This window comes from Colwellia sp. 75C3 (assembly GCF_002836255.1).
Taxonomy (GTDB): Bacteria; Pseudomonadota; Gammaproteobacteria; order Enterobacterales; family Alteromonadaceae; genus Colwellia.
In genome coordinates, this window is record NZ_PJAU01000032.1 from 172,501 (window position 1) to 197,511 (window position 25,011).

Sequence of the window (25,011 nt, forward strand, 5' to 3'; positions counted from 1 at the left end):
GTCTACACTTTTAAAATGTGAAACCTTTGTAAGTGCTTAATTATGATAATATTAAAATATGCTATTTATCCTCTGATGGTATCATTAATTTACTGTCAGAGTGCTCTATCACAATCATCTACTTCGTTAGAGGAGTTAACAAAACAAGTTAACTTACTGCAAAAAAAATTGGAATTGGTAGAGAAAGAACAAAATGCCAATGTTACCTCCATTACTACCGAAGCGTCTAAAAAAAATTTAAAGCTAACACCCCAAAAAAATGAAGTACGTGTCTATGCAACGGTAAGACCTACTTTTGGTTACATTGATGAAAATAATGAAAAAACTTGGGATGTAAGAGATGCACTTTCTCATACAGGATTTAAAGCAACTTCTTATTTTAAGGAAGACTGGAGTGCAGTAGTTCATGGTGAATGGGGAATAGACTTATCAAATAATGGTGATTTTGGTAAAGCTAGACAAGTTTATGTCGCGCTAAATAGCCCTATGGGTAGTATAGGCATAGGTAAGCAAAGACCTACTCAATATCTTTTTATTGCCGAATACGTGGATATTTTCAACCACAGCAATAGCCCTTTCTCTTACGATCCTGAAAGTATATTCTTTGTCGATAATTTAATAACTTACAAATTAAATACAGGTAATATTACTTGGATGCTAGCATCACAATTTGATGGTAGTGAAGGTGATAACAACAGTGATTTAACGAACATTGGTATCAGTTATGATAAAGAAGCTTTTCATACAGCTTTTACCTACCTAAATCAAGACCATAACGTAGAAGGAGTAAAGGAAGGTGAAGATGAAATTTTTGCAGGGTCCTTGGCCTATGAGTTTTCAAATAGTTTATATTTAGCCATAGGATACCAAAACAAAAATTATCAGAGAAAGACAGAACCCGATAGCCGAGATGGCCATACAATTGATCTTTCTGCATCCTATAAACTTACTAAGATATTCAAACTAAAGTTGGGAGTGTTCGATTTTTCTGACGGTGATAACAGCACTCAGAGTCGCGACTTCAATGGCTATAATACCACCTTAGAATGGTTACCGAGTTCTTCACTACGATTCCATATTGAATACCTGCACCGAGAGTTTGATTACTATGATGATTTCTCATCCATTTCTATCGGGTTTCGTTATGACTTCTCATTAGAGACTAAGTATTAAGTGAAAAATTTAATAGCCATTTCTACAATCCTTTTCATATCGATTGTGTTTTCTACTATATTTGTGCCTAACATTTACGCCGCACAAGCACAAAGAGTCACCATTTTGGCTGACGATAGTTACCCGCCTTATTCATTTGTAGAGAATGGTCAACTCAAGGGCATTTATATAGATATAGTCAAAGAAGCCGCTAAACTCATCGAACCACACTATAAAATAAAGATTGCCGCCGTTCCGTGGAAAAGAGGCTTACAAGAGTTACAAAAAGGTATCTCATTTGCGTTACTGCCTCCTTATAAACATATTGAAGAGCGTAGTTATATTTGGCCCTATTCGGTACCGATAATGAGAGAGAATGTTGTAGCCTTTTGCCAAAAAAACATTGATTTATTTGAATATATCACCCCTCAAGCAATGAAGAAAAGTGAACCTTTGATTATAGGTATCAATGCAGGATATTTGATTCTAAATAATTCGCTTGAACAAGCAAAAAATAGAAAAAACATTGTTCTTAGTGAAAATAAAAGTACATCCTCAAATATTATGAAGCTTTTTTACAAAAGACTGGATTGTTACTTAAATGACAAACATTCTACTCTTTGGGAGCTTGCTAATATGACAAAAGATAAAAAAATTCACTTCGATAATATTAAAGAAGCTCTTTTAGTGATGAGTCAAACAGCACATATTGGTTATACCAACAACTCAACACATACCTTTATATTTAAAGATGATTTCATCCTTCGAATGGACCAAGCATTATCAAGGGTTATCTCATCTAGCGAGTATCATAATATTATTAATCGTTATGTCACTATAAAATAATTTTTACCGTCATTTCAAATAACGACACACTCAAAATGTTAAGCGTTTATATCCATACTCTATTTATAATGCCGAAGTTAGGAAATCTAAATTAAAAGTTTACTATTTAATAATACACACATACGTTGCCAATTATCTGAAATATAGATGCGAAAAAGGTACATGGGATTGAAAACATCAATTGAAATTAAATGTTCAAATAAAATGAACAAGCTAGCATTAGCTTGTTATAAATCAAATTGATTACGAATATCAATTAAATCTAGAATTTTCAACACCATTATTGTGTCATTTCGTACAGAATTTGTTAGAATCTTCGCCGAATATTAATAGCTTATTAACCACACAATTATTCCGTCCATTTTGATCGTCTATTTAGAGAATAACATGAAACCACTTTTATATGTTTTACTGGCGTTATCAGCGGTGCTTTTCCCAAGCATGGCTTTTGCTTCAGAGACAGCACACCAGAGTATTGATTTAACTAGTCACTGGATTGGCTACACCGCCATTGCTATTTTTGTACTAGCTTACACACTGGTCATTTTAGAAGAACAATTACATTTACGAAAATCAAAACCAGTACTACTTGCTGCTGGTCTGATTTGGATATTAATCGCTGCTTACTATAGCGCGAATGGTATGCCACATGCTGCAGAAGTAGCAATTCGTCATAACTTCCTTGAGTACGCTGAGTTATTCTTCTTTTTATTAGTAGCAATGACCTATATCAACGCCATGCTTGAGCGTGATGTATTCAATGCGCTACGTGATTGGTTAGTTCAGAAAGGCTTTAGCTATAAAGCGCTTTTCTGGATCACTGGTATTTTAGCCTTCTTCATCTCTCCTATCGCAGATAACTTAACTACAGCACTTATTATGTGTGCGGTAGTATTAGCGGTCGGTAAAGATGAGCCTAAGTTTGTCGCGATGAGCTGTGTGAATATTGTTGTTGGCGCAAATGCTGGCGGTGCATTCAGTCCATTTGGCGATATCACGACATTGATGGTATGGCAGAAAGGCATTGTTCAATTCTCTGAGTTCTTCCACTTATTCTTACCTGCCGTTGTTAACTTTGTTATCCCTGCATTTATTATGCAATTCTTCTTACCTTCTGGTAAGCCAAATTCAAGTGATAAACCAACAACTCTTATCAAAAAAGGTGGTTTAACCATCGTCGGTTTATTTATTCTAACCATCATTACTGCAGTATGTTTCCATAACTTCTTACACTTACCACCTGTATTTGGCATGATGTTAGGTTTAGCTTACTTAAAATTCTTTGGTTACTACATTCGTAAATCAGGTCATGGTGAAATTGATAAATCAGATTTACCAACGAGTCATGAAATTGAAGATGACTTTGACATTTTCGACAAAATAGCTAAAGCTGAGTGGGATACCTTATTCTTCTTCTATGGTGTTATTTTAGCAGTGGGCGGGTTAGGCTTTATGGGTTACCTAGGCATGGTTTCTGAATTCATGTACGGTGAGCTAGGTGCTACCAATGCCAACATTTTAGTCGGTATTTTATCTGCGATTGTTGATAACATCCCGGTCATGTTTGCCGTCTTAACAATGAATCCTGAAATGAACCATACTCAATGGTTGTTAGTAACATTAACCGCAGGTGTTGGGGGTAGTTTATTATCGGTAGGCTCTGCAGCTGGTGTTGCCTTGATGGGTCAAGCAAGAGGTTATTATACTTTCTTCAGTCATCTAAAATGGACTCCTGTGATAGCCCTAGGTTACGCTGCCAGCATTTATGTACATTTACTGATAAACTAATAATCCGTATCATAAGCTTACATAATTAATGTAAGCTTAAAGTGAAGAAATACTCAATCGGTAATTTCTTCATGGTACTATTAAAAAGCTTCTAGCTTGCTAGAGGCTTTTTTATTGAAATTTTTTGAGGATTTTTTGTGAACTACTTAAGCAATATCACCACCAGCCAAAAACCATGGTTACTACTGGCAACCTCTGCATTGGGTTTAGAGCTATCCGCATTATTCTTCCAGTACGTACTAGATCTAGCACCTTGTATCATGTGTGTGTATCAACGACTTGCTATTTTGGCTATTTTTTCCGCTGGCGCTATCGGCACGATAGGACATAAAAATATCGTTGCTAGAACCCTAGCTTATGCTTTATGGGGCACTGGCGCGATTTGGGGCCTAATTATTGCGTTAGAACATGTTGAAATGCAAGAAAATAGCGGTTCACTCTTTTTTAGTTGTGAATTTATACCAAACTTTCCTATCTGGGCCCCATTACATGAGTGGATCCCATTCTTGTTTGAAGCTACAGGTGATTGTGGCGAAATTAGCTGGCAGTTATTTGACTACAGCATGCCACAATGGATGATTTTTGTTTATGCTTTATATACGATCGCATTCGCTATAGTGTTGATTAATCGTCTGGTATCAGCCCATAAGCCATAAGTCTAAGATAATGCAAAAAGAGGATATGCTACAATCAGAGATATCTTCTCTTTTTCTTATTTGGGGTATGGTATTTGCCAATCTTTTACCTTGTTCTTATTTCTTCATCATTCACAATTTTTAGCGTTTTAGCATTACCTCTAAAAATTGATATTGCACCCCAAACAGACGCAATAAAGCTCGGCATGTCTAATGCCCTGAGTGGCCCAACATCTGACTTAGGTACAGAATTAAAAAAAGGCGCACAAGCTTACTTCAGTAACCTGAATAAACACGGAGGTATCAATGGCAGATCCGTTGAAATTATTAGTCTCGATGATGGTTATGAACCCAAAAATACGGTAATCAATACTAAAAATCTTATTAACGAAGAAGTATTAGCCTTATTTAGTTACGTTGGCACCCCAACCTCTTACGCGATAATGCCTATAATAGCGAAAAGTAAAATCCCCTACCTTATGCCATTTACCGGCGCCGATTTTTTACGAACACCTACAAATGCTAATATTTTTAATTTACGAGCGAGTTATTACCAAGAGATAGAAGCGCAGATAGATTACTTAATAACGGTACAAAAATATAAAGAAATTGCCTTAGTGATCCAAGCTGATGAGTTTGGATTAGCAGCACAAAGAGCTGTAAATAAAATACTTGGCGATAAAAAAATAACAACGGTGATAACTACCCGTTACCGGAGAAATAGTAATGATATTAAAACAGCATTAACCCAATTAGCTGCATATCCTCTTGACGCTGTTATCTTTGTTGGTACCTATCAACCCTTCATAAACTTGATAAACTTAGCCCAGCAAGAAGGTTTAGATGTATTATTTACCAGCCTTTCATTTATTGGCAGTCATAATTTACTGAATCAAATACCGCGATCTAGTAGAGTTGCCTTAAGCGAGGTGATGCCTGCACCTAAAGAGTGTCATTGGCAACTATGCCAGCAGTTTATAACGGATATGGAAAAGGCTGGTTATACAGAATTAAATAGAATTCAGCTGGAAGGTTATCTAAACGCCTTTGTTTTTAGCCAAGTAGCTGAACAATGCAAAAATCGTTTAAGTCGACAATGTCTATTAAAACAATTTGAGCTGTTTAATTATCAAGATAATACCCTAAACATTAGTTTTAACCGTGAAAATCATCAGGGTATGCAGCAAGTCTATTTCTCTTTTAGTAAAGCACTAAAGAGTCAGTACTAACGCCTGCCCTTACTCACTGACCATGTTTCAAAAATAGCGGTACTTATCACTAATAGCCCCCCGATCATCGTCAATGGGTCAGGACGTTCATGTAATAGGAAAAATGCTAAGATGCTACCGTATAATGGCTGTAAACAAGATATAAGACCTGCGGTAGTAGCCGATAAATATCGTAAACTCGATGCAAATAGAGCGTGAGGTATAGCGGTAAATACCACTCCCACTAATAAAAGCAATAACCAATCACTCTCAGCTACTTTTCCTAGCGGTACCTCAACAAAGAGGCACAACATCAAACAGGCTACTAAGGTTTGATACAACATAGTGTGAGGACCAGAGTAATGAGAAAAATATTTCTTCTGCAGGATATTCCTTAATGCAAAAAATACCGCTGAAATTATTCCAGTGATAATGCCTAATGTGACTTGATTTCCAAAACTAACTTCGGGTATTAACAGTACAATACCGATAACAACAATCAATGCCGTGATCATGTCTTTTAATTTAGGCACTGTTTTATTAAATAAAGGCTCAATAAAAACTGTTATAACGGGATAAGTAAAAAAAGCTATGATGCCGACAGTAACTCCTGCCAATTGCATGCCAGTAAAATAAGTTACCCAATGTATGCCTACCACACATCCTAACAAGATCGCGATACCATAATCTTTAAAGCTTGTTAAGGTTATCTGTTTTTTTTGCAACGTTAATAACACAAACAATGTTATAGCTGCAATGCCTGTTCGATAAACGGTTATATCCAGAGCAGGTAAACCAATAAGTTTAGAAAATAGTGCAGTACCGCCGAAGAGGAAAACTGCAATATGTAAATAGAGCAAGCTTTGCTGTTCAGCTTTTATTATTGAGGATGTTTGAGAGGTACTTTTCATCGGTAACGATACGCTGTTTACATTTTAGTTGAAATATTACTTAATCAATATCATTCAGCGGCCAGATGACAATGTGATCTTCAAAATTCTCAATACTCACAGCATTATCTTTGACTATTTTTCCTCTCACTGACATACCCGCTTTATGCATAGCTGACTTCTTGCCATTATGAAGTAAAGGATGCCAGGACGGCATGCCTCGGCCTTCTTGTAGGCGACGATAGGTGCAACTTGGTGGCATAAAAAATACTGCGTCAATATTTTCCTGTGTTAAACGAACACAATCAGGTACTAACGTGGTGCGTTGCTCATATTTAGAACACTGGCAAGATTTTTCATTAAGTAAGTGACAAGCAATATTAGAATAGAAAATATGCTCACCTTCATTGATATGATCGGTCGGCAAAAGCTCTGACGCTTCATCGGTATCTTCATCATCAATAAACTTGTTTAGGCAACATTTAGCACAACCATCGCACAATGACTCCCATTCAGGGCGAGTCATATCTGCTAAGGTTTTAGTTTGCCAAAAAGGCTGCTTTTCTGTGTTTTTATCGATCATTTACTACTACTTACTTTACGAATGAATTGACGAATGGATTTACTTGTTAATTTATACTGAATTTACCAATAAATGCCTTAATAAATCACTGGATAGGTGGAAACTTAATACGATCAGATAAATGGCCCACAGAGCTGACAAAATAATAAGATAAGTTCCAGTGCATTAAACTCTTATAGTTATCATAAGCAAGATAGACACGGCCATTTTTATCATCTGGAAAAACTAGCGCGGCTTTAATATCAACATTAGGTAAATTAGTACCATCTGTACGCCTCACACCTAGTGCTTGCCATTGAGAGAGGGTTCTTTCTGTTTTAGACCATGCTTTAAGCCAATTTTTTCGACTGCCGGTATTTTTTGGAATGGCTAAGCTATAGTCAAAGTTTTTTGGTAACTTAACTTGGCGACCCCAAGTAAGCTCATCACTCCAACCCTCTTTTTGTAAATAATTCGCCATAGATGAAAAAACATCGGCTTGGTTTTGCCAAATATCCTTTTTACCATCACCATCGCCATCAACAGCATAACCTAGAAAAGATGTCGGCATAAATTGATTTTGACCCATAGCCCCAGCCCATGATCCCTTCATATCTTTACTACTAATATGACCTTCATCTAATATAGTTAGTGCTGCCATTAATTGTTTTTTAAAGAAGGTTTCACGACGCCCTTCATAGGCCAATGTTGATAAAGCGGAGATTACATTATAGCCACCGGTAAACTTACCAAAATTAGTTTCAAGTCCCCACAAAGCGACAATAAAACGTGGTTGAACTTGATATTTTTCACCTATCTGATTTAACAGTACTTGGTGTTCTTTATACAAGGCTCTCGCTTTATCTACTTTCCATTTGGGTACTCGCTTAGGTAGGTAAGTATCTAGCGTTTCAACATTTTCAGGCTGACTTCTATCAGCTTTAACTGCACGTTTGTGAAAGGTTACTTGAGAAAAACTATCATTAACTAAATCTTCGCTAAAACCTTTTTCTATTGCCTCAGCTTTTAGTGTCACTACATACTTAGCAAAGCCTTCTTCAGTAAGCTCAACTTCTGCAGCAATTGATTGATTGATCACACCTACCGTAATAAGGGCTGATAAAGCGACAGTTTTGATTAGAAACTTCATTAAAAATCCCCTTGCCCTTTTTCAGCTATCATAGCTTTTTTATGTTCTTTTAATAAATCTTCAGGTGGTGGTGGTAACTGTAAATAAAAACCTTGTTCAACTAAGCTTGCTTTTACTTTTTCTAAGTCAGCCATTGCTAACTTATCTTTAGTGGCTAAATTAATTAAAGTAACTAAATTTGGTGTACCAAACATCTTCATCAATTCAACAGGAACATCTGAGAATTCATCACGTTTATTAACAAAAAGATAAGTTTGGGCTTTTTTGGAGCTTTTATAAATAGCACATAGCATAATGGAGACCTATAGGAAATTGAGATAATAGCATTGAATGTTCAATATATCATGAGCTAAGGGTGAACCCCATAGTGACTCAATGAAATATTGTTAACGAAAGTGTAAATTTAGCAGATGATTCACATAGAAAACGAAGTTGATATATACCCATTACCAATCAAGATGCATGTTTCAGAGTGCTTGAGCAATTTCAATTCAAGGCGCTGTGATGAAATAATGGTTACTCCCTTATAAATCATAGCTACGATGAAGTGATATTGTTCAAGCGCTTCTTCGATGGGTTTAAAATGACTTTGTACTGCGTTAAATAATCAAACCATAGAGTGACTATGCTTAAATCATTTGCCTTGCCTAAAGTCATTTTAATTCCCACTGAAAACCTGCACTTTGAATGGTAACGGGTATCAACCGCTATTTATAACCTTTTTTAGCGAAATCTAATAAAGGTTGACCAAACAACGGCTCACGCCAACTTGATAATAACTCAACTTTATTAGCATTATTGCGAGCCTTATTTAGGTCAAAATACCAGGTTAAAAATTGATTAATCTGTTTTTTTGAAGCTATATTCTCTATAGCCAAGCCATTATTTTCACCAGCAGCCACTAAAAAAGCTTTTACTTGTTTAAATATTTGCTTGTAACCTGGATATTCATCTAAGCGATCAATTTTATCTGGATAGCTATTTACGTCAGCTTGATCTGCCTGAGCTAATACTGCCAGCATAGCTTTGCCTTTATGGCGAATATCAATGGCTTCGGCACCTTCAAGTGTAGCCATGGCGATAACACTATCTGGATTACTTTGTGCTAGTGCCATTAAGGTATGATCTTTTGCAACAAATCCAATAGGTAAATCACGTGTTTTTGCTTGCTGAAAACGCCAACTTGCCAGGTATTTTAACGCATTTAACTGCTTAGGGTTTAAACGCCAACTCATCTTAATATTAAGATACATCTCGTTTTCATCTATTGGCGTAAACTTTTTATCAATCATGCTCTGTGTTTCCAGCTTTGCATAAGCTAAAAATCCAGCTTCAGTTATTTCAGTCAATAATCTAGGATAAAGAGCAAATAAATGGTCAACATCAGCACTTGCATAAACCAACTGTTTTTCAGTTAATGGTCTTCTAGTCCAATCGGTACGTGATTCTGACTTATCTAATTCAATGCCAGTATAATGGTTAACCATGGCTGCATAACCGAGTGATAAACCATGACCTAAAAATGACATAATTATCTGACTATCAATTAAATTGACCGGTTTGCAATTTCCTGCCGTTAAGAAAACTTCTAAATCTTCAGAACAAGCATGCAACACTTTAGTGATTTTTTCATTAGTGAGTAACGCCCAAAATGGTGTTAAATCCTCAATAGCAATAGGATCAATAAGTGCTAATTGCTCTCCATCGCATACCTGAAGTAATCCTAACTTAGCATACAGAGTCCGTGTACGAACAAACTCTGTATCAATGGCTAATACTTTAGCGTTAGCCAGTTGTTCACATAACTGATTTAAGCTGTTCTGATCTTCAATTAATTGATAGTGCATAATTTTTAGTTCTACTACGGCTACTTATGGCGACGACGATTACTTTGTTGATTACGTTGCTGATGTTTTTTAACTGAGCGACGAATTCGACGACTCTTGGCATTATCCATAGCCTTTTCATCAACTTTCACCTTACTCTCAGCTTCAGGTGTCAAATCTACTAACTTACGATAATAGTTCACTTCTTTTAAGTCTAGCTCTCTCCAACCACCCATAGGTAATTGACGTTGCATTTCCATATCACCGTAACGTACTCGGATAAGACGACTTACTTGTACATCTTGGCTTTCCCATAAACGACGAACTTCTCGGTTACGTCCTTCAGATAATACAACATGGAACCAATGATTTCGTCCTTCGCCACCACGGTAAGTTATCTTTTGAAAACGGGCCATACCATCTTCTAATTTAACACCGGTACGTAACGTTTGTAACATAGCTTCGTTGATTTCACCAAAGACACGTACCGCGTATTCACGTTCGACCTTTTGTGAAGGATGCATTAATCGGTTGGCTAATTCGCCATCCGTAGTAAATAACAACATACCCGAGGTATTTATATCTAAACGACCAACAGCAACCCAACGGCCTGCATCAAGAGGCGGAAGACGATCAAAAACGGTAGCTCGTCCTTCAGGGTCTTTACGTGTACACATTTCACCTTCAGGCTTGTTATAGATAAGTACGCGACAAATATCTTCGTCTTGCGCAGTTAGTTTAACGTGATGACCATCAAGACGAATTTGTTCAGTACCGCTAATTCTGTCACCTAAAAAAGCGACTTTACCATCAATGCTAACACGACCTTCACTGATCATCGTTTCCATTTCACGGCGAGAACCTTTACCAGCTCGAGCTAATACTTTTTGTACTTTCTCTGAATCTTTATGAGTTGCGGTTTTAAACTCGACTTTCTCTACTTTTTCAGGCTCTTTTTTATGCTGCCCTTTTTTACCAACAACCTTTTTCGCAACATCTTTTTTAGTCAAACCTTTCTTGGCACTGCCTTTTTTCTCAGTACCACGCGTGCCATATTTTTTATCGATGGCTTCGTCTTTTCTTGTTTGTTTTTTCTTGTCTACCGTCATTATCTTTTACTCTGTTACGTCAGTAGCAGCTCCCTTGTAGCTAACTTCTGGCTCATTGTTCAGGTTCAATAATCTAATGAAAATTGCAAATGTTTATTTGCAATTTAATTTAGGTTACTGAAATGGAGAAGGGTCTCCCTCTCCTACGCGTATTATATCAATACTGTCATTAGAAAAATCAATTACAGTGGTAGGGTGTTCCCCTAAATAACCACCATTGACGATAAGGTCAACTTGATGTTCTAACAAATCTCGAATCTGTTCAGGATCATATTCAGCCGTATCTTGGCCAGGCATAATCAAACTGGTGGACATTATAGGCTCTGCAAGTTCAGTCAACAAGGCTTGTGCGATAGTATTATCCGGTACTCTTATGCCTATTGTTTTCTTTTTAGGATTTAATAACCGTTTAGGTACTTCCTTACTTCCTTTGAAAATAAAGGTGTAAGGCCCTGGAGTATTATTTTTTAGTAATCGATAAGCGGTGTTATCGACTCTAGTGTATTCTGATATTTGCGATAGATCTTGGCACACCAAGGTGAAGTTATGGTTTTTATCTATGTTTCTTATTTGACAGATACGCTCTAATGCTTTTTTATCACCTAAATGACAACCTAATGCATAGCCTGAATCTGTCGGATAAACAATCACACCACCTTGCTTAATAATGTCTGCCGCTTGTTTCATTAAGCGACCCTGAGGATTATCTGGGTGTACATAAAAAAACTGACTCATGAGACTTTCCTTTACTTTAAAGAGGTATTTATTGTTAACGGCTTAGTATTGCTTCTTAGCTGTAATATACGTGATTCGTTGTATTAACTACGGAACTACTTTATTGCCATTGTGCCCAAATAGGTTTGGCGCCAACAGGCATCGTTAGGTTTCGCCCTATATCACTCCACCTATTAGGATAGTGAAAATCAGATCCCATGGAAGCATGCAAATCATATTCTTGACAATAAGCCAACATTTTCTGTCTTTGCTCAGGATTCATTTGCGGTAAAACCACTTCTAAACCATCGCCAGCGACTTCATTAAAATGAACAATCAAACGTCGTAACCACTTTGCCGAAAGATCATATCTGATAGGGTGAGCCATCACCGCACTTCCGCCAGCATGATGTATAGCCACAATAGCCTCTTCAATACTACACCAATTAGGTTTTACATAAGCTCGTTGCCCTTTTGAGCCTTTTTTACCAATATATTTATCAAAGGCTTGTTGCATAGTATTTACATGCCCTTGTTGATGCAGCACTTTAGCAAAATGAGCACGTGTAATTGAACCTTCACCCGCCATCTCTTTAGCATCGGCATAAACAGATGGAAAACCGCACTTCGCTAGTTTCTCGCCCATTGAAATAGCACGTTCTTCTCTTGCTTGTTGTTGCAGTGCTATCAATGCTTTTAATTCAGGATTATTTTTATCAATATTTAAACCCACAATATGAATTTCAAATCCCTGCCATGCAGTAGAGATTTCAATACCATCAATCAATTTTAGTGGAATTTTTTTCTCGTCTATATGCTTTTGCGCTATATCAAGACCAGCGACAGTGTCATGGTCTGTAATCGCTAAAACATCAATTTGAAAGTTAGCTGCCCTATCTATCAAGCTTTGCGGCGACAAGCCACCATCAGAGCAATTAGTATGGCTGTGCAGGTCAATACGCTTATGGGCAAAACCTTCCATTTTTACTATCTGATGTGGGAAATCAGTGGTTGACAGCAACGCCATAATAATGTCTTCTATAGGGGTAAAACTCAGTGTTGTGATAAGTTTACTGATAACGAGTAAATAATGATACTTTTTCCTTTATATTCCTTATTATTGGAAAATTAACTGGAAAATAAAATAAGCTGCAAATAGCTAATACTGAGTAACTAAGACCTAGCAAATCATCGTAAATAAAGGCTCGTTAAAAATGAATACAGCAATAACAAACATAACATTAATTTGGTGGTGGCATAACTCGACATAATTGGGTTGTGATAATTGCGTATATCTTAAAAAAGATTAAACAAATTTCAAAAAAACCCGCTCCTCTCAGCGGGTTTTTCTCGTTAAAGCGTTCGAGATTTCAGGTTCAAGATAAAGTTAACAAAGGATTTAAAATGAATAGAACAAAAACATGGTTTATTTGGTGGCTATTGCCTATTTACGCAGGTTGACAATTTTTCTTTAAATAAACTCTATAGAAGTAATCAATATGACAAAAAATATACCCCGTACTAATTTACCTAGTAACAATGGTGCATCTCTTATCGGAGTGAACACCATACAAGATAGTACTCACTATCAAAATGACCCGTTAAGTGTCTACCAATTATTATGTCACCAACAACAGCATAATATATTGTTAGAATCTGCCGAGATTGATAAGAAGCATTTGTTAAAAAGCCTATTATTAACTGATGCCGCAGTAAAAATTGTTTGTAATGGCCATTCTGTCACTTTTTCTGCTCTCACATTAAATGGTGAAAGCGCGGTTGATTTTGCAGCAGCTCAATTAGAAGCACACGCAAAAATAAGTATTGCTGATGATGGAAAATCATTTCAAGCAACATTTAGCGAGGTTGCTAAAGATCTTGATGAAAAGGCTCGTCTAAGTGCAACAAATCCATTGCACAGCCTGCGATTATTCAATCAACTCACCGATGATAAAAACCACCCTTTCTCCGTGTTTTTAGGTGGTGTTTTTGCCTTTGACCTTATGGCTATTGCAGAGCAATTGCCCGCAGTTGCTGATGGTGATAATACTTGTCCAGATTTTGTTTATTACTTAGCTGAAACGTTAGTGATTATTGATCATGAATTACAAAGCACAGAAATCATTGGTAATATTTTCAATTACAACAACGCTGAAAAATCTAAACAAAGCCAATTAGCTATCTCCAGCCGTGTTGCCCATATTAAAGAGACCCTAGCTAGTTCTATTGATGCCGAACAGGTATCGCAATTAAGCCCTTCATTTGATGATGTTGCTAACAAGCAAGAATTTAATGAACAATTGAAAGTTGATATTAGTGACGAACGTTATTGTGAGATTGTTGACCAATTAAAAGAAAATATTCGAGCCGGGGATATTTTTCAAGTAGTACCTTCTCGTACATTTACCTTACCTTGTTTTGATTCCATTGCCGCTTATAAGGCACTCAAGCTTAGTAATCCTAGTCCCTATATGTTTTATCTAAAAGATAGCGACTTTTGTATTTTTGGTGCTTCTCCCGAATCCGCATTAAAATACCAAGCCAGTAATCGTCATGTAGAGATTTATCCTATTGCCGGAACACGTCCTCGCGGTTTCGATAAGCAGGGTAATATTTCATTAGACCTAGACAGTCGTATTGAACTAGAACTAAGACAGGACAAAAAAGAATCAGCTGAGCATATTATGCTGGTAGATTTAGCACGAAATGACATTGCTAGAGTTTCCCAACCCGGTACTCGTTATGTTGCCGAGTTACTTAAAGTAGACCGCTACTCTCATGTGATGCACTTAGTTTCTCGAGTATGCGGTACGTTACAAACAGATTTAGATGCTTTACACGCCTATCAGGCTTGTATGAATATGGGCACACTTTCTGGCGCACCTAAAGTCAAAGCGACGTCACTTATTAGAGAAGTAGAAGGTAAAAGGCGCGGTAGTTACGGTGGCGCTGTTGGTTACTTAACTGGCACAGGTGAAATGGATACTTGTATTGTAATACGTTCTGCCTTTGTTAAAGACAATATTGCTCAAGTACAAGCGGGAGCTGGTGTTGTTTATGACTCAGACCCAATCAGTGAAGCCAATGAAACGAGGCAAAAAGCGCAAGCGGTTCTTAACGCTATTAGTAAAGCTAATGCCATTTTCACTGCCAACACGTCAGCAAAGGAGCAAGCCAATGACTAAATTATTTATGCTCGATAACCTCGACTCTTTTACGTATAACTTGGTTGATGAATTTCAATGTTTAGGTTTTGAGCCAAGTGTTTATCGAAACACACTCAGTGCTGACTTTATTTTTGAAAAAATGCTTGAACATACTCAACAAACGTCAGAGCCGGTATTACTTGTTTTATCCCCAGGTCCTGGTGAGCCCAAAATGGCAGGTTGCTTAATGGCACTCATTAAAAAGTGTGCCGGACGTATCCCAATGCTGGGTATTTGTTTGGGGCATCAAGCATTAATAGAACACTACGGTGGTCGAGTAGACAGAGCTGAAGAAATTGTACACGGTAAAGCCTCGAATATTACCCACAATGGCAGTGGTGCTTTTGAGGGTATTCAAAATCCTTTACCCGTTGCGCGTTATCATTCGCTGATTGGTAAAGATATACCGCCTGCATTAGACGTTATCGCCGAATATAACGACATGTGCATGGCTATTAGCAATGACAAAGATGTAGTTTTAGCATTTCAATTTCATCCAGAATCAATATTAACGACTTTTGGTACCACCTTGTTAGCACAAAGTATTAAGCACTTACTTACTTTGGCGCCATCGCTCAATACTAAATTCAAGACTACGGTTACTGGAGAATAAAATGACTAGTACACAAAATATTAATTCAGACGTTTCAACTATCAATACTATTTTGCCAACATTAGTCGATGGCCTTAATTTAAGCCAAGCGCAAAGCCATGACTTTTTTCAGCAAGTACTGCAAGGCAACATCGAACCGGCTTTAATGGCTAGTGTCTTAACGGCACTGAAAGTTAAAGGTGAAACACCTGAAGAAATTGCCGGTGCCGCGATAGCTATTCGCGCAGCTGCAACTTCGTTTCCTCAACGAAACAGTGACGACGAGAACATAGCCGATTGCGTTGGTACTGGCGGTGACGGTGCTAACACTATTAACATATCTACTACAGCCGCTATTCTAGCTGCAGCTTGTGGTTTAAAAATGGCAAAACACGGTAACCGAAGTGTTTCCAGTATGTCAGGCTCTGCAGATTTACTCGAAGCATTTGGCGTTAATTTATCCATGTCACCTGAAACCGCGAATCATTGCTTGGCACAAACAAATTTATGCTTTTTATATGCGCCGGCTTATCATTCTGGTTTTAAACATGCGGCGCCCGTGCGAAAAGCGATGGGTATTCGTACCTTATTCAATATCCTAGGGCCGTTAGTTAACCCAGCTAAACCAAATATAATGCTGCTTGGGGTATATACGCCTGAGTTGTTAATGCCTATGGCCCAAGCGCTACAACTTACCGGTGTTAAACGCGCTTTTGTGGTTCATGGTAGTGGCTTAGATGAAATTGCTTTACATGGTGCGACTCAAGTAGTTGAAATTAATAACGGTGAATTAATTGAACGTACTATCAAACCACAAGATTTTGGCTTAAAAAATCACTCTCTTGAAGAAATTAAAGGTGGCACGCCTGCAGAAAATGCAAATATCATTAAAGATATATTATCTGGTAAAGGAAAGGATGCACATAATGCCGCTGTAATAATTAACTGTGCTGCACTACTGTATTTACACAATAAAGCCAGTACCTTTTCTCAAGCTGCGCAACTTGCAGCCGAAGTTCTTGCCTCAGGTAAAGCTTTGAGCACTTTATCGGCATTAGTGAAGCTTTCAAATGAAGAAGTATCATTGATTACGAAAAGCAACGATACCAAAATCGACACTAAATTAAATACTAACACAGAAATAAAGGCTGAAAAGTAACATGAATCCGAGCACTAAAACTTCAGCAGAAAAAAATATTTTAGAAAAAATAGTTGATGATAAGCGCATTGAAATTGCAGCTTTAAAAATAAGTAAACCGTTAGCAAGTTTCATTGATGAGCTTGTTCCAACCACTAAAGATATGTATGCCGCGTTAACAAGAACTAAAGATAAACCTTATGCGGGTTTTATTCTTGAATGTAAAAAAGCATCACCATCTAAAGGCCTGATTCGTCCTGATTTCGATGTAAAAGCCATTTGCCAAATTTATGATAAATACGCTGCTGCGATCTCAGTGTTAACCGATGAAAAATATTTTCAAGGCAATTTTGATTATTTAAAAACGGTTACACAATCAGTAAAGTGTCCTGTGCTAAATAAAGATTTTTTTATCGACAGCTATCAAGTGTACTTAGCAAGATATTACGGTGCCGATGCAGTTTTACTAATGCTCAGTGTCTTGTCAGATGAAGAGTATATTGAATTATCAGCGGTCGCTGAGCAATATAACTTAGCAGTATTAACCGAAATTTCTACCGAAGATGAACGTGATAGAGCAATAAAACTTAACGCAAGAATGATCGGTATAAATAATAGAAATTTACGTGATCTAAGTACCGATATATCACGTACATTCGACTATGCACCAACCTTACCTAACGATAGAATTATTATTTCTGAGTCGGGCATTTATAACAATGCTCAAGTGAGAGAACTAGCGCCTGCCGTTGATGGATTTTTGGTCGGTAGCTCATTAATGGATCCAAAAAACAATGCTTATCAAGATATTGACTTAGCGTGTCGAAAACTAATTTACGGCAACAATAAAGTCTGTGGATTAACTGATATCAAATATGCTGCTGCAGCCGCTGATGCCGGGGCACGTTTTGGTGGTCTTATCTTTGCAGAAAAGTCACCTCGCTATATTACTAAACTGCAAGCTCAAGCGGTTATCAAAGCAGAGCCAAAGTTAGAGTATGTGGGTGTATTTGTTAATGAAGAACGAGATAAAATCACAGACTTAGTGAAAACGCTTAATTTAAGTGCTGTACAACTACACGGTAGTGAAGATGCTCAATACATTGAGGCGTTAACTGCTGAACTTGCCCAAAGTAACTGTAGTTATTGTCAAGTATGGCAAGCTAGTCCTGTAGCACAAAGCGTGCCTTTGCTTAATCAAAGTGTCAGTCATCATGTACTTGACGGTCAAAGCCCAGGCAGTGGTAAAACGTTCAACTGGCAAGTGTTAGCCTTAAGTGAGCAAAACTTATCAAAAAGCTTTTTAGCGGGCGGACTAAACAATGAAAATGTTGGTCAAGCCTTAGAGCAGTTAACCCAAGTAGATTTATTTGGCCTAGACCTCAACTCCGGTGTAGAAGATAGCCCAGGTATTAAATCAAGTGAAAAACTAGCGCAAGTATTTTCACAAATTAGGAATTATTAAGATGTCAGATACAAATAACAATACCCCAAATAACACCCAAGAAACAAAATCAACTAAAACCCGTTTACCTGCCTATTTTGGTGAGTTTGGTGGTATGTACGTTGGTGAATTATTAGTTCCTGCGCTAGAGCAATTAGAGCAAGCTTTTATCGAGTCTCAAACTGATGAAGCCTTTTTAACCGAATTCAATAATTTATTAACAAAATATGCCGGCCGACCTACACCATTAACGTGTTGTCGTAACATTGTAAAAAATCCACTCGCTAAAATTTACTTAAAACGTGAGGATTTATTACACGGTGGAGCACATAAAACTAACCAAGTTTTAGGGCAAGCTCTTCTAGCCAAGCGTATGGGTAAAACTGAGATAATTGCTGAAACGGGTGCTGGACAGCACGGTGTTGCAACGGCGATTGCCTGTTCATTACTGGGTTTGAAATGCAAAGTTTACATGGGTGCAGTCGATTGTGAACGTCAACAACCTAATGTTTTTCGTATGAAATTAATGGGCGCTGAAGTTATTCCGGTAACTGCTGGCTCTGGCACATTAAAAGATGCAGTAAATGAGGCGCTAAGAGATTGGTCTGCAAATTATGAAAATGCGCACTATTTATTAGGCACAGCTGCAGGTCCTCACCCATTCCCGACTATCGTTCGTGAATTTCAAAAAATGATTGGTGAAGAAGCCAAAGCACAGTTTTATGATGAAGAAGGTCGTTTACCTGACTATGTTATCGCCTGTGTTGGCGGTGGCTCAAATGCGATTGGTATGTTCCACGATTTTATTCATGAAGTAGGCGTTAAACTTATTGGTGTTGAAGCCGGCGGTAAAGGCATTGAGACTGATAAACATGGTGCGACACTTGTTGCAGGCTCAAAAGGTATGTTGCATGGAAATTATACTTATATAATGCAAGATAATTTTGGTCAAATACAAGAATCTTACTCTGTTTCTGCTGGACTCGACTACCCTGCAGTTGGTCCTCAGCATGCCTTTTTGAAAGATACTGGCCGCGCACAATATGTGGCAATTAATGATGACGAAGCATTAGCGGCATTTCAAGCCTTAGCATTGAATGAAGGTATCATTCCTGCACTTGAGTCATCCCATGCCCTTGCACAAGCGTTAAAAATGGCGGAGTCAGCCACGACAGAAACTATTTATTTAGTAAACCTTTCTGGTCGTGGTGATAAAGATTTAGCTCATGTACACGCTATTCTTTCACCAGATGAAGCTTCATCTGCAAAAACAGTTAAACATAGAGGAGAAGCATAATGTCACAGGCACCTACTCAACAAGTAAAGATTCAACAAGCAGGCGCTCGTTATCAAACTGCCTTTGCGGCATTGAAAGAAAAAAATGAACAAGCTTTTATCCCTTTTGTCATGATTGGCGACCCTAATGCTGAGCAGTCATTTGCTGTAATTAAAAGTTTAATTGATGCAGGGGCTGATGCACTAGAGTTAGGTATTCCGTTTTCTGATCCAAGTGCTGATGGTTTAACTATTCAAAATGCAGCACTTCGCGCTTTGGGTGCTGGCATTAACACCGATACCTGTATTGATATATTAAAACAAGTTCGAGAGTACGCCCCGCAAATACCTATTGGTTTATTACTTTATGGTAACCTCGTTTTTGCGCGCGGTATTGAATCATTTTATAAAGATATGAGTGAAGCGGGTGTGGATTCAGTCTTAATAGCGGACGTACCTATTAGAGAAAGTGAACCTTTTAGTGAAGCGGCTTTAAAATATGGAGTTGCACCTATTTTTATTGCGCCTCCTAACGCAAACGATGAAACCTTACGCGCTGTATCTTCATATTCTCGTGGATACACCTATGTATTAAGTCGTGCTGGGGTTACTGGCGTAGACAGTGCAGAAAGTCCAAAGAATACGGTTACCACCACAGCAAAAAAATTAATTGATGATTTAACAAAATATCATGCTGCGCCGCCGGTTTTAGGCTTTGGTATATCAACACCACAACAAGTTAAAGATGCCCTTAGTGCTGGAGCACTCGGTGCTATTAGTGGATCGGCTGTCGTTAAAATCATTGAAAAAAACTTAGCTGACAATAGTAAAATGCTCTCTGATTTAAGCTGTTTTGTTAGTGAAATGAAAGCAGCGACGAGATCGTAAAGTTATATATTTTAACTAGAAAATAAGAAAATACATAAAAAAGGAGCAATATCATTGCTCCTTTTTTATTGTTCTTATTTAAACTCTGAGCATGCGGACAGTTAAAAAGACTATAACAAGCGTTAAGCCAATAAAGATCAGTGCTAATAAATGATAACAACTTCGTTGCACCCTAATTTTAACGCGTTTAAAGATGCCTTTTGAGCCAACATCAAGAGTTGGGATATTATGAAAAAGGGACAATAATATATTAAATAATAGTAACCATATGATGCCCATAAAACTTAACATAGCGTAAGAGTTTTTCGACGGAAATGGTGAAGGTGTTTCCAATAGCTGAGTAACAATAATTCCAATAAGCAGTGCCATCACTAGATAAGTCAATTTACGCAAGGGTTGTAGCTTTGCCGAAAGCTTTACTAATATTTCCAACATGTACTATTCTACTCTCAAGTCACTTTATAATTAATAAAGAAGAAATTACTATTAAGCGGACGATGCCAATTGATAACAATTACCCCTCTAATAGCTTATGCAATAAACAAGAATAGATTATAACGTATAAATAAAAAATGCGACTCAATGAGTCGCATCTTTATAACTAGCTTATACGGTGCGTCCTGCACACATATTTAATGATCTCATTTCTTCCTTGAAAAACTATCCTTAGCATATCCTTTATGAGTCCACTCATATCCAGTGTGGGTAACGATTAAGCTGCCCATTTAATCATCCATAATTAGTGTCTTCCTGACCCTATTTTCCTTAAAGTGTACCTTTCAACCAATCCCTGTTGTTATCCATAAATTAACCTTCCTTAGTTAATCTTCCTTATAATAGTCTTCCATAACTACTGTCTTCCTGACCTTGGTTATCCTTACCAAGCCACATCCTTGTTCATATCATCCATAGTGGCATCCTACCACTAGACTTCATCCGTAAAGCCTCCCTGTTAAACCCTATTTTAAATAACACTAAGTATTAGTTAAAATTAAAGCATCCTGCTTTAGGTTTTCCTTGTTTACCTGACACAAGCATCCTTACTTACATCTTCCTTGAATTGCATCCATTTCATCCTCTTTTATCAACTTAATCCCTAAGTGATGATATCTTCCTTAATCGCATTACAAGTAATGCTAAAGCCCCCTGCTTCTTGTCTTCCTGACATGATTAATAATACACCTACATATCTATTATTGACGTCTGTTAACAATAAAGATCAAAGTGTAAAACAAATGAAATATCAAATGAGCTATGATAATCTTTATTAATCATAGTGATACGGTTTATTGTTTCTATTTTCCCGCCGACATTGCCAATATATCTCACAATAATGTAAGAGATGTCTTACAAGAAATGGAGTCCTTCGTCAGTGCAGGTTTTTATTAGGTGTGGGAATTAACCTTTGTTTCTGGAATTTCGATACCCTTCTGGATTTTTTAGGCTGTAGAGCCAGCACAGACAGTAACGGTTCCCAACCAATTGAAGCAAGTTAAGCTGATTGTGTGGGTTCCGATTTACTTCTAAATTTTGTCCCGCATGGTGAAATTCTGCAAAAGAGCCGTTAATAAAATATAAATAGGATCAGATGTGGGGATAACGTCTTCTTTTACTATATTGCGAACTTTTTTGACGTTAGCTTTTGGTAAGGTAAAAGCTAACAGTGCTCATTGCTCTAAGGTCACTAGCTACCACATTGCTGACCTAATTTAGACAGGTATTTATCACCATAAATAGTCCGCTTCGCCACCACAGCAGTCGTTCAAATAGTTGCTTTGGCATGACTTTAAAATACCAACAATCAATGTTAGCACTCAGTTCCTCTACTTTTATTTTCAATAGTTTCTAATTCTGTAATATCCCCATGCTTTGATACTTGAAGTAAGTGTTTTATAGTATGTGTACAGCTAGATTGACTTGCTACCACTTCATAGCCATCGTTAACTTTTTTGTAAAATAGGCCACTATAACTGTTTGTTCTTAGAAGTAACTGTAAATCTGCAAGAGTGTCTACTTCTCCAATGAATGATATAAAGTCTATTTTATTATCGATGATATAGGTTGTTTCACCTTTTAAATATGCAAAATATGACCCACACATCCAAGGTAGGCAACCACCAAAAAAGCCTACAGAAGAGTATGTTGAATTCAGGTTAAACAGTAGAGTTTCTGATAAAGTACTTTTTATGCTTGAATCAAATTCATAGGAAACCCAAAAAAAACTACCATCATTTAAAATATATTCACCTTCACTATTTTCTCTGTCAATAGGAACATCTCTTTGTTCAAAGTAAGTCACTCCCTCAATGAGAGAAAAATCGGTGAAATTGAATTCTGTTAGCTCAGGAATGACTTCAGATGGATAATCTTTATCGCTATTACAAGCATTGATGCAAAACACTAAACTTATAAAAACAAATAATCTTGAGGTTAGATTCATTTTAATTACCATTTCGTTTATTAAAGGATTTAAGCATTGGAAATAAAGATAACATAGAGGTTATATTTATCGTCCCTTGTTCGCTATACTGACATTAATCTTTTCATATGGTTAGGTCAACTATGAGCCTTGAAGCTGACCTTAGTTATATCGACTCTGAAACTTCCCCTTTGCGCACCAAGGGAACATTAGCACCAATATTTATTGGTGCTAAAAAACTACGATGTTTGAGGGGGTTTCTTTAAGCGTCACTATTGCCACTTTGCTGACAATAGCTATTAAAGCTAATTAGACAGGTTGGATTATATTTTGTATACCTAAGCATCTAACAGAACAGTTATCGGTTGAATCAAAGCCTTTATCTTATTCGACTCATTCGCATCTTCATTTAACATTTTTCGAACGGTTTGTTCGTAATCATCTTTTGACTTCAACCCTAAGGATTTAACGATATTAGAAACTATCTGAGTCTCCCTAATAGGGTAACGTGAAATAAGCATAGTAAGGTTTTCGCTTTGAATAAACTCATTAATCTTGCTCATTTCAATCGAAAATAGTTCATCTGTTCTTACTGTATATTCAAAGCCACCTTGTTCGATTTGTTGCCAATTGGGGAGACCTGTACTGACTTTTTCTTTTACCTTTCTTTCTATCAATCTAGCAACGAACCTTGTTTTATTTGCTTCAAAAATAGGCATTAAAGCGGAGCATAATGAACTATACATTTCATTAGTATCTATATCTCTCAGTTTAGAGATACGTTGGATAACACTTTTGATTGTTTGGGGGTGATAATAAAGTGACTCTACTGAATAATGTTTGTTGTGGCTAACTGATATTGGCCACATCTTTGTATTTTTTAATCAATAATGTCTTTAGCTAAAGGGCCAAATTATCTAACCCACTACACTAACAACTCAATTGGTCAACAGGTGTTGACCAATTGAGTTTGTGCAACAGCTTGTTGCACAATGTAGTGTTCGCTATTGCCACAAAGAAGTCTTTTGAAGTAGGTGTCTATTGAGATAACGCCTGTTGCATTTCACTTAAAAAATATAATTCCACCTTCAATAAAACGACCAGATTAGCTACACCACTTCATCCTCGTGTAGATAGTAAGAAACAGATAAAGATATTGTCTTTTTTCTTTTAATCAGTTACATTTCTTACTGGCTCTATGGGAGCCTGCCCACCTCAACTGGCAAATTCTTTCGAGAACCATTTAACACTCAATGTAATTGATCTTATTACTATTACGAGAATAGAAAAATTAGGGGTGAATTTTATCAAATTCTCGAATGAGGCGATAAGATGATGACCGACATTACCACTTCCACATTCAGATCTAACTTTAAAAAGTTAGCTAGAACCATTCAAAAAAACGACGGTATCTGCTATTCAAAAGCTCAAGATAGAGCCGCGAAAAAGTATAAATTTGATTCGTACCACGCACTGCAAGCTTATAGAAAAAGCATTAATAATGAATCCAATATCGTAAATGCCAATTTGGGTACGGACGGGGTAAATTTTCAATATGCCAAAGCTCAGGGCAACAAAGGGAAACAACTTAATCCAAATCAGCATAGTTCACTATTAGTGGCTTTCCATGATGATTTAACCATTCTTAAAAGCCATAAGGAAGATGGTGAATTTATAAGTATCTGGGAAAATTTTCAAACAGAATACCTTGATAAAGGGTTTGCTAAAGAGGTGGGTGCAAGCGTTATTAGTCGTGAAGAACTCGAGCGTCGCGCTCTGCCTGCTCCACATGGGAAACCTGGCGAATACTTCTTACATGAATACGATTTAACCTGTATTGAGTTCCTAAGAGATAAAAATAACCCTTGGTCTAAAAGGGATGCAGATCAATTGATAAAAAATAAAATTAGCTCACAAATTGGCAATAAATATTATAGTAAATTCTGGCTTGATGGTAAGCCAATAGACAATCATATTGGTGATGAGGAAACTCGAGAAGCTGAAGCAATGGCTGATACCATTGAATATTGCCCAGCAATAGATGGCTATTGAAATGAGTTAATATAATTTTTTTAAGTCTAGTCTTTTATGGGATATAAGGTAAGTTAAAGAGGCAGACTTTATGGTTCTGTCTCTATCAATTTTATTTATTAAGCAAAGACAATGAAT

At 37.1% G+C, this 25,011-nt stretch carries 23 protein-coding genes; 12 read left to right on the forward strand and 11 right to left on the reverse strand.

Features of this window, described 5'->3' with window-relative positions; translation table 11 throughout:
- The first annotated feature begins 42 nt into the window (after positions 1–42).
- The 5 genes from CXF85_RS02650 (at position 43) to CXF85_RS02670 (ending at position 5,650) form a co-directional block, all read left to right on the forward strand.
- Positions 43–1,173: a porin gene (locus CXF85_RS02650; protein ID WP_101226981.1), complete on the forward strand. Its 1,131-nt coding sequence runs from the start codon at positions 43–45 to the stop codon at positions 1,171–1,173.
- The gene (locus tag CXF85_RS02655) at positions 1,174–1,998 is read left to right on the forward strand and encodes a substrate-binding periplasmic protein (RefSeq protein ID WP_101226982.1); all 825 of its coding nucleotides are present in this window, start codon (positions 1,174–1,176) and stop codon (positions 1,996–1,998) included.
- Between the two features lie 387 nt (positions 1,999–2,385).
- The gene (nhaD, locus tag CXF85_RS02660) at positions 2,386–3,786 is read left to right on the forward strand and encodes a sodium:proton antiporter NhaD (protein ID WP_101226983.1); all 1,401 of its coding nucleotides are present in this window, start codon (positions 2,386–2,388) and stop codon (positions 3,784–3,786) included.
- A gap of 137 nt (positions 3,787–3,923) precedes the next feature.
- Entirely contained in the window at positions 3,924–4,442 is a 519-nt protein-coding gene (dsbB, locus tag CXF85_RS02665) for a disulfide bond formation protein DsbB (protein ID WP_101226984.1), read from the forward strand.
- Between the two features lie 74 nt (positions 4,443–4,516).
- Complete coding sequence (locus tag CXF85_RS02670; RefSeq protein ID WP_101226985.1) at positions 4,517–5,650, forward strand: ABC transporter substrate-binding protein; 1,134 nt, start codon at positions 4,517–4,519, stop codon at positions 5,648–5,650.
- On the opposite strand, the gene CXF85_RS02675 is transcribed toward CXF85_RS02670, so the two are convergent.
- From CXF85_RS02675 to rnm, 8 genes are all read right to left on the reverse strand, one after another.
- The gene (locus CXF85_RS02675) at positions 5,647–6,510 is read right to left on the reverse strand and encodes a DMT family transporter (protein WP_101227318.1); all 864 of its coding nucleotides are present in this window, start codon (positions 6,508–6,510) and stop codon (positions 5,647–5,649) included. The genes CXF85_RS02670 and CXF85_RS02675 overlap by 4 nt on opposite strands.
- A gap of 70 nt (positions 6,511–6,580) precedes the next feature.
- Positions 6,581–7,102, reverse strand: coding sequence for a YcgN family cysteine cluster protein (locus CXF85_RS02680; RefSeq protein WP_101226986.1), 522 nt, complete (start codon positions 7,100–7,102; stop codon positions 6,581–6,583).
- Positions 7,103–7,187: 85 nt separating this feature from the next.
- Positions 7,188–8,231, reverse strand: coding sequence for a lytic murein transglycosylase (locus tag CXF85_RS02685; protein WP_101226987.1), 1,044 nt, complete (start codon positions 8,229–8,231; stop codon positions 7,188–7,190).
- Positions 8,231–8,524, reverse strand: a complete 294-nt coding sequence (locus CXF85_RS02690; protein ID WP_101226988.1) for a YcgL domain-containing protein — start codon at positions 8,522–8,524, stop codon at positions 8,231–8,233. Before CXF85_RS02690 ends, CXF85_RS02685 begins: the two co-directional genes overlap by 1 nt.
- A gap of 414 nt (positions 8,525–8,938) precedes the next feature.
- Complete coding sequence (rnd, locus tag CXF85_RS02695) at positions 8,939–10,078, reverse strand: ribonuclease D (protein WP_101226989.1); 1,140 nt, start codon at positions 10,076–10,078, stop codon at positions 8,939–8,941.
- A gap of 20 nt (positions 10,079–10,098) precedes the next feature.
- Positions 10,099–11,166 (reverse strand): 23S rRNA pseudouridine(2605) synthase RluB, encoded by a 1,068-nt coding sequence (gene rluB, locus CXF85_RS02700; protein WP_101226990.1) that lies wholly within the window; start codon positions 11,164–11,166, stop codon positions 10,099–10,101.
- Between the two features lie 114 nt (positions 11,167–11,280).
- Complete coding sequence (locus CXF85_RS02705; RefSeq protein ID WP_101226991.1) at positions 11,281–11,901, reverse strand: L-threonylcarbamoyladenylate synthase; 621 nt, start codon at positions 11,899–11,901, stop codon at positions 11,281–11,283.
- Between the two features lie 100 nt (positions 11,902–12,001).
- The gene (gene rnm / locus CXF85_RS02710) at positions 12,002–12,907 is read right to left on the reverse strand and encodes an RNase RNM (protein WP_101226992.1); all 906 of its coding nucleotides are present in this window, start codon (positions 12,905–12,907) and stop codon (positions 12,002–12,004) included.
- A gap of 472 nt (positions 12,908–13,379) precedes the next feature.
- On the opposite strand from rnm, the gene CXF85_RS02715 reads away from it, so the two are divergent.
- The 6 genes from CXF85_RS02715 to trpA are packed head-to-tail and all read left to right on the forward strand — an operon-like array spanning position 13,380 to position 20,423.
- Positions 13,380–15,065 carry an anthranilate synthase component 1 gene (locus tag CXF85_RS02715; protein WP_232771050.1) on the forward strand — a complete coding sequence of 562 codons (1,686 nt, stop codon included), beginning with the start codon at positions 13,380–13,382 and terminating at the stop codon, positions 15,063–15,065.
- Positions 15,058–15,699 (forward strand): aminodeoxychorismate/anthranilate synthase component II, encoded by a 642-nt coding sequence (locus CXF85_RS02720; RefSeq protein WP_101226993.1) that lies wholly within the window; start codon positions 15,058–15,060, stop codon positions 15,697–15,699. Before CXF85_RS02715 ends, CXF85_RS02720 begins: the two co-directional genes overlap by 8 nt.
- Position 15,700: 1 nt before the next feature.
- On the forward strand, positions 15,701–16,837 hold the full coding sequence (trpD, locus tag CXF85_RS02725; RefSeq protein ID WP_101226994.1) for an anthranilate phosphoribosyltransferase: 1,137 nt from the start codon (positions 15,701–15,703) through the stop codon (positions 16,835–16,837).
- Between the two features lies 1 nt (position 16,838).
- On the forward strand, positions 16,839–18,281 hold the full coding sequence (trpCF, locus tag CXF85_RS02730) for a bifunctional indole-3-glycerol-phosphate synthase TrpC/phosphoribosylanthranilate isomerase TrpF (protein ID WP_101226995.1): 1,443 nt from the start codon (positions 16,839–16,841) through the stop codon (positions 18,279–18,281).
- 1 nt (position 18,282) lies between these two features.
- A complete protein-coding gene (gene trpB / locus CXF85_RS02735) occupies positions 18,283–19,557 on the forward strand; it encodes a tryptophan synthase subunit beta (protein ID WP_101226996.1) in 1,275 nt (424 codons plus the stop codon).
- A complete protein-coding gene (gene trpA, locus CXF85_RS02740; RefSeq protein WP_232771051.1) occupies positions 19,557–20,423 on the forward strand; it encodes a tryptophan synthase subunit alpha in 867 nt (288 codons plus the stop codon). Before trpB ends, trpA begins: the two co-directional genes overlap by 1 nt.
- 78 nt (positions 20,424–20,501) lie before the next feature.
- Here the strand turns inward: trpA and CXF85_RS02745 are convergent, their stop codons facing one another.
- The 3 genes from CXF85_RS02745 to CXF85_RS02755 all read right to left on the reverse strand — a co-directional run bounded on the left by CXF85_RS02745 (position 20,502) and on the right by CXF85_RS02755 (position 23,711).
- Positions 20,502–20,858 carry a hypothetical protein gene (locus CXF85_RS02745; protein ID WP_101226997.1) on the reverse strand — a complete coding sequence of 119 codons (357 nt, stop codon included), beginning with the start codon at positions 20,856–20,858 and terminating at the stop codon, positions 20,502–20,504.
- A 1,372-nt stretch (positions 20,859–22,230) separates the two neighbouring features.
- Entirely contained in the window at positions 22,231–22,863 is a 633-nt protein-coding gene (locus CXF85_RS02750) for a hypothetical protein (protein WP_101226998.1), read from the reverse strand.
- Positions 22,864–23,180: 317 nt separating this feature from the next.
- The gene (locus tag CXF85_RS02755) at positions 23,181–23,711 is read right to left on the reverse strand and encodes a hypothetical protein (protein WP_101226999.1); all 531 of its coding nucleotides are present in this window, start codon (positions 23,709–23,711) and stop codon (positions 23,181–23,183) included.
- A 463-nt stretch (positions 23,712–24,174) separates the two neighbouring features.
- Here CXF85_RS02755 and CXF85_RS02760 point away from each other — a divergent pair, with 463 nt between their 5' ends.
- On the forward strand, positions 24,175–24,894 hold the full coding sequence (locus CXF85_RS02760; protein WP_232771052.1) for a hypothetical protein: 720 nt from the start codon (positions 24,175–24,177) through the stop codon (positions 24,892–24,894).
- The last annotated feature ends 117 nt before the right edge of the window (positions 24,895–25,011 follow it).